The 6,925-nt window shown below is 32.8% G+C and carries 5 protein-coding genes; all 5 read left to right on the top strand.

Features of this window, described 5'->3' with window-relative positions:
• Window positions 1-699: 699 nt before the first annotated feature.
• The 5 genes from B1A98_RS19575 to B1A98_RS19555 all read left to right on the top strand — a co-directional run bounded on the left by B1A98_RS19575 (window position 700) and on the right by B1A98_RS19555 (window position 6,647).
• Complete coding sequence (locus B1A98_RS19575) at window positions 700-2,046, top strand: stalk domain-containing protein (protein WP_082821830.1); 1,347 nt, start codon at window positions 700-702, stop codon at window positions 2,044-2,046.
• A 190-nt stretch (window positions 2,047-2,236) separates the two neighbouring features.
• Complete coding sequence (locus tag B1A98_RS19570; protein ID WP_063385890.1) at window positions 2,237-2,500, top strand: hypothetical protein; 264 nt, start codon at window positions 2,237-2,239, stop codon at window positions 2,498-2,500.
• Window positions 2,501-2,885: 385 nt separating this feature from the next.
• Entirely contained in the window at window positions 2,886-4,208 is a 1,323-nt protein-coding gene (locus tag B1A98_RS19565) for an SIR2 family NAD-dependent protein deacylase (RefSeq protein ID WP_063385891.1), read from the top strand.
• Window positions 4,192-4,683, top strand: coding sequence for a hypothetical protein (locus B1A98_RS19560; protein ID WP_063385892.1), 492 nt, complete (start codon window positions 4,192-4,194; stop codon window positions 4,681-4,683). The genes B1A98_RS19565 and B1A98_RS19560 overlap by 17 nt, the downstream gene beginning before the upstream one ends.
• A 5-nt stretch (window positions 4,684-4,688) precedes the next feature.
• Window positions 4,689-6,647, top strand: coding sequence for a coiled-coil domain-containing protein (locus B1A98_RS19555; protein WP_240492524.1), 1,959 nt, complete (start codon window positions 4,689-4,691; stop codon window positions 6,645-6,647).
• The last annotated feature ends 278 nt before the right edge of the window (window positions 6,648-6,925 follow it).

Raw genomic sequence — 6,925 nt, 5'->3', positions numbered from 1 at the left:
AAAGTCATCATTATATTTTTTGCCTGCAGGCTTACGTTCCATTTCGGACACATCCTCTCAAAATAATTGTAAGGACTTAATTAAACTGTGTCCATGAAACTATACTAACTCCAAAGAGGATAAGAATGTTAATGCTTAATAGAAGGGGAACAATTTTAGTAATTCTTTAGAGAAAAAGCATGTTTCAGGAGGACGCGCTTAAAATAAAATATATTAAATAGAAAGAAAGCAAATAAAAAGGATTGTCAAACAAGAGATGCAGCAAACACTTCAATAACTTAGGTTAATTCAAGAAATAAGCTTTATATAAACAGATTAATTCGACCGGCGAAGAACATATTTTGTTCTTCTTTTTTTGTCTTCTTTGACAGTGAGGGTAAAACGTAGTACACGACTTTCTATATTTATCAACTGCAGTTGAACTCAATTCATTAGGGTTTTTCAAAATCAAGTGAAAATTATTTTTCTGCATTTTTTAATATAAACCGCCCGGTCCTTTGTTTTTCTCTTTCATTCTGTGCAGTAAAAACTACTTTGGCAGTTCCTTAATATTCTTAATGGTATCACTAGGAAATTTATTTTTTTAGTGTAGAAATGGAAATCTCAAGTTAATAATTAAAGGGGTATCTCGATAGGTGTCGAAAGACTTATATTATGGAAATGAAGAAGAAAATATAAGAGGATAAAGTCACGAGGTGTATGATGAAGACAAACAAGAGAAATATTGTAGCAACCAGTTTAGTTTTATCAATGCTGTTAGGGATTGGGAGTCAGGAGACTGTTGAGGCAAGTGAAGTAAAGAACGCACCTGTCGTAAAACAATCTGCTTACTCCTTTACTGCGGAGCAGACAAATATCTTAAACAGAATAAATGAAATTCGACTATGGTCTGGATTAACTGCTATGCAACTAAACCCATTTTTAAACAAATCAGCGTTGAACCATGCAAACTTTTTAGCAATCAATGGTGAGAACTATGGACACACCGAGAAAAAAGGTCTACGTGGTTTCACAGGGGCAACGGTTGAAGATAGAGTCTCGGCTGTGGGTGGTTCTGAAACTCTTCGAGAGTATGCCGCAGAAGTAATTCAGTATATCAACAGAAAAGGAACTGATCCTTTGGAGCCATTTTTAAACTCTGCTTATCACAGGGCGCTCTTGCTTACTAGAGTGCAGAGTGAAGTCGGAGTTGGGGCTTATGGTTCCATATTAGCACTTAACTTTTCTAATTCGGAGGATAAAGCCACAGAGAACTTTGGAGACGTAATGTATCCTTACAATGGTCAAAAGGGCGTAGATGTGGGTTTCTATGGTTTTGAAACCCCTAACCCTATTGCTAAGTTTGGGGTTAAGAAGACAGGTTTTATCATTTCTTTCTCAAATTACTTTGGACTTGATAAGTTAGATTTTCAATTAACGGATAGTTCAGGAGCATCCATACCATTCTACAGTGAGTACTCACAGGAGTATGATACTTGGTTCTTCTATCCCAAGTATGAATTAGCATACGGAGAGAAATACAAGGCAGTAGTAATGTATGTTGATCCTGATACAGGAAAACCTACTAAGAAGGAGTCCATGTTTGAGACAAAGCAAAAGCCTAATGTTTCTTTAGCTAAGGAAGAAGTAAACTTAGCGGTGAATAACAAGTATGTGCCTTCAAAAATGGTTCGTGGTAGTGAATCGTACTCTCATAACTACTCACCAGTAGTCAAAAACAACATAGCCTATGTGCCTGCTGTTTATACCTATGAGAGGCTGCATGCTATTGTTAAGTATGACAACAAGGCAAAAGCATACACCTTCAAATCACGTACCAAAACGGTTGTTTACAAGGCGAATACTACAACAGCAACGGTGAATGGTAAGACAATCAAGGTCACTCAAAAACCAATTGTAGTGAATGGAAACCTATATGTACCTTTAAGTTTCTTAAACGCCACGATGGGTGTAAGTTCGGTGTATGACTCTAAGACAAGGACTGTAAAGGTAACAGCGAAAATTGAAGATGCACTGGGATATACATCGATAGTCGAAGCAAAGTAATAGACAGTTAAACAATGCAGGTGCTTTCTGGCATCTGTTTTTGTTTGCTATGCATTAAAACGTAATAGGGTGAAAGTTTAATACCATACAATACGGATTTAAATATAGGGAGCTTCTTCATTAATAAACAGAGAACCCTATGTAATTATCGAATTATACTTGTATAAGTGAACAATCGGAGGGCGTAATTATGTTTCTTCTGGAAATTTATGATTATGAAACGAACATATTAATGGATGTGCTTTATGCTGACACATTGAGAGAAGCGAAAGGGTATCTCTGTAATCTGAAAAATGGTAAGGATGGGGGAATGCCTTATTATGATTATGAAAAGGAGGTAATGATGGACCAGCGCTACAAAGGGCATGTGGGATTTATTAGGCAGGAGGAAGAAGGAAAAATAAAAGGGTATCGAGTTTTTCTTGAAGCATATCCATTAGGAGTACTTTATTAAGGTTCATAAGATGTTCTTTTTCTTCTTAAACTATTAAGAAGGTGGTACTCAGAGTTTTGGATGGAAGCATGATTTTGACGTAAAAGGTAGGAGATGACTAATAGCTATAATTATTAGTTTACCTAAATATTCACCATTAGTAATCCTTAAAGATATGATTATAGAAGCATATAAACAAATATAGAACAAAGTTTCATCCAACTTATAAAGAATTAAAAAAAGGAGCTACATCATAGCTCCTTTTGTTTTTATACAATTGATAGAGCATATAAAAATTAAAGCCTATAGATGGAAATGGTACAATTTGTTAGAATATGAATAAAATATACTCAAAAGCTTGAAGGGATGTAGTCTTATAGACCTGCATACAGGAAGAGGAGATCGAATGAACGGTAATTTACAGGAATTAAGAGATGCTTATAATCAAAATAAAGTAGTCCCTTTTATTGGTGCGGGACTATCCGCTCCTTTTAAAGTACCGACATGGGGAGAATTAATATTAGAAATCACTAAAAAATATGCTAATGATAAAATAGGAAAATTGATAAGAGATACAGTTGATTGGCATCTTGAAAGTAATGATTATTGGGGGGCAATTGATGCAATAAAAAAGTTTGCTAACTTAGCCGATCAAGATATTCAAAAACAGATTGCGAGATTAATCAAACAAAGTAAGGTAAACATAGAAGATTCTAGCTTACACAATTACTCCGATCTTGCAAAGATGAGCTTTAAACTTTACTTGACAACAAATTATGAAAATATTCTACATGAGCACATAAAGTGTGATGAACTTCCAATTTTATTGAAAAATATACAATTCAGTTCTCAAGATATATTTGACGAAAAAAGGGTTTGTCATCTTCATGGATATACTGCAGATCCAGGAACGATTGTTATTAGTAGAAGTAGCTATGAAAACCTGTACAGTAATGAGAAATATGGAGAATTGTTAAAATCGGTTGCGAGTAGTAAGCATCTACTGTTCATGGGTTTTTCTTTTGACGATAAATTTGTGAGTAACTTGATCAAGGATTACAAGCGTTATCTTGAAGGCATTCATTATATCCTTTTGGCTAACCCCACTAAAGATAGAATCAGAGAATTGCGAGAGGAATATGGGTTAATTACTATTCCATATGAGACAAAAGATTCTTCTCATGTAATGGAAATAAGAAAAATACTAAAGCAAATATCTGAACCATATGTTGATAATGAAAATGGAAAATTAAGTGGATCGGGTGGTAAACCTGTTGATGCTAACAATACTGTTATACTGGGTGCTGGATTATCAGATTGTAGACAAGATTTAAGTAGTAATTTGTTTTATAAAAAACTGAAACTGGAAAATATAGGTGAATCTATGATTGAGCTAAGTTCAATGTTTTACGTAGCTTCTGAAAAATATATTCGAGCTTTAAAACAAGCGGGTTTATCTTTAGAGGTTATCGAAGCTATTTTGTTCGAGGTATTTACTAAATATAAAGAGAGTTATGTTGAAACATACGAGAGTTTTGGCGATAGCAAGCAACTGTTAAAGGTTGTTCATGAGAGCTTAGCGGAGTATGACTTTGGGAGATATGCCGTTTTATTTGAAGACAAAAAGTCAAGTAAAAGTGAAAACAAGGGTTTAATCCATCTGTTAGCAGAAGATGAGACAATGAACGTTTGGTGGGGAAAGGAGCGGTTTAATGAGCAGCCTGAATAATAAAGATAACGCTCTTCCCCTTTCTATTGAATTGTTATTTAATAATGAAAAGCTTGATTTTATGAAGACATTGTCACTTTTATACGCTTTTTCAAAAGGCAGAAAGAAACACAGACCGGTGTCAGAAATCCTTTTTTATTATAGTCTTGTCCATTTTGATTTAATTAAGTTATTTGAACCAATTGTAGAAAGTAGAATGGGAACAAAACCATCACTTAATTTGTATTTTCGTTTTCAGGCTAAAATTAATAAAATCCTACTTAATATGGCACATCTGCAGTTTGTAACTTTGCAAGGAGACGTAACAAAAAAATTAGAAGGAATAAAAGTTAGTTTGACTCCAAAGGGTAAAGAATTTTTTGAAGAAATAGAATCAGAATATTTCTCTGATTTAGTAGGAGTATATATAAGCACACTAGATAAAGTGAAGTTTTCACCTGGTAATGAGAAGATATTAAAGGGGGTGCAACAGTGAGTCGTATGATTATTAAAAAATTAATCGTTCAAGGAGCAACGTACAGAAGAACTATCCATTTTAATGATAGCTTTACTATTATTAGTGGTGAAAAAACTTCAGGTAAATCTTTAGTTTTAAGCTTGATTGACTATTGCTTAGGGAAGAGTGAAAAAATTGATTTAAAAGTTCAAAAAGAGTTGAATGTAAAGTGTGATCAAGTCTTTGTGGAAATAGAAATTAACAATGAATTATTAACTTTAAACAGAGCCTTAAAGAAGAAGACGAACAATATTGGTATATATTTTTGTTCTTTTAAAGATATAGAAGGATATACTCCAAAGACAGTTAATATAAGTGAAGCTATGCACTTCATTATGACAAAATTAAACATTAGTGAGTACAAAGTGATCAAGCATAAAAAACATAGTAATGAGAAAGAATTACAAACAGTATCTTTTAGAGATATTTTTAGATATGTCTATACAAATCAACATGCGTTAGGAACAAATGATTTTCTAGAGAAGAAAACTACGTTCAAAAGTAATAAAAATCCCCATGCTTTTAAAATGATGTTCAATTTGGTAGAGACCGATAAAGAGGCGTTAAAAGAGGAATTGGTTAATACACAGAATAAGATTCAAGAGGCAAGTAGAGTCATAACGGGGTTGCAATCGTATTTACAAGATAAGGATGCAGAAGATTTTAATGATCTAATTGCCAGATGGGATAAGCTTAATAGTGATATTGAAAAGCAAAAACAAGCTAAGAAAACAGTTATAGAGAATAGCAAGTCGAATAATAATAATGAGAATAAATTGTATATCAAGTTAAAAAAAGACTTGGAACAAATAACCAATGAAATATTTAATTATCAAAGTGAAAAGAAAAATCTTCAGCTTTCAATTAATTCGAAGAAACTGTTATTAGAAGAATATAAGGTTGAACAAGCGGAAGTAAATGCAACATTAGAGATTAATTATAAATTAGTAATCCCAGACCAAGACATAGAATGTCCTCTATGTAACTCGACTGTTTCAACTCATACGCATGAAGCAGTTAACCAAAGTAGTATGGAAGCAGAGAAAATGTTACATAAAGTAAAAAAAGAAATTACCAATAAAATAAACTTGGTTACAGGTTTGATTGGTCGTGAACTTAAGAATATTGAAGAGTTAGATAAGTTAATAGAAAGATTATCTAGGAAGCAAGAGATTTTTACTGAAGCTATTACCGAGTTTGCGAAAGAAACAGATGTACCTTTTCTTTCACAAATTAATAGCATAAATAGTATAATAAACCGCTTAATTAAAGAGAATGAAATAATAAAAGAGGGATTACGTATTCATCGGAAAATTGATGAGAAGAAAAAAGAAATTGAAAATTTAGATGTCACTGTTACACGGCTAGAAAAGGAAATAAAAGCACTGCAAATAAGCGATAGAGAACGTAAAAAGATTTTTGATTTTCTAGATGATGAGTATAAGGGCTTTATGGAAAGATTGAAATATGAAACAGATGGCGACACATTTATTCATAGAGAGCAATATATTCCTTTTTATGAAGGTTCAAGTGTCTATGCTCATGATAGTGGTGGTCTATTAGAATGTATGCAACTATCATATTTAGGAGCAATTTTAAAAAGTAAAAAGAAGGGCTATGCTTCCGGACATCCAGGCCTTTTGATGTTAGATTCGATTAGTAAGTATGTAGGTACTCTAAAACAGAGAAGTAATGATTCACAAAAGCCGGTAGACGAACAAGATGAGATTGAAGAAAAAGATAAGATTAAAGACCCGGAAGTGTACGAAGAATTCTATAAAATATTGATTGAATTAAGTACTGACCACCAAATTATCTTAGTAGAAAACACACCACCAGATAAGTTTGGTCTTTTATATGCAAAATACACTTTTTATAAGGGAGAAAAAGGGTTAATTGACGAGGAAAAAAATGAGTTTCAAGAAATAGATGAAGAAGAGTAAGTACAATATAATATTAATTTGTGTTAGTGGACCATCAAAAGAGCATATTTATTGGTGGTTCTTTTTGTTTTTAACTACTCTATTTTCAATAGAGGGAAATTTTATATCATAAACTAATTTAATTATTAATAGGATGGATTTGAGTCAATAATTTGGACACAAAAAAGTTAAGTCTTAGGCTGTTGTATTTGTTAACCTAAAAGTGAACCACCATCGCAATTGAAAAGTGAGCCACCTTATATGAAAATAATCCTAGCTTGTAAGAGTTAGGGGGATAT

The organism is Pseudobacillus badius (genome assembly GCF_002189605.1).
GTDB classification, from domain to species: domain Bacteria; phylum Bacillota; class Bacilli; order Bacillales; family Domibacillaceae; genus Pseudobacillus; species Pseudobacillus badius.
This window is presented reverse-complemented; position numbering and strand designations above follow the sequence as displayed.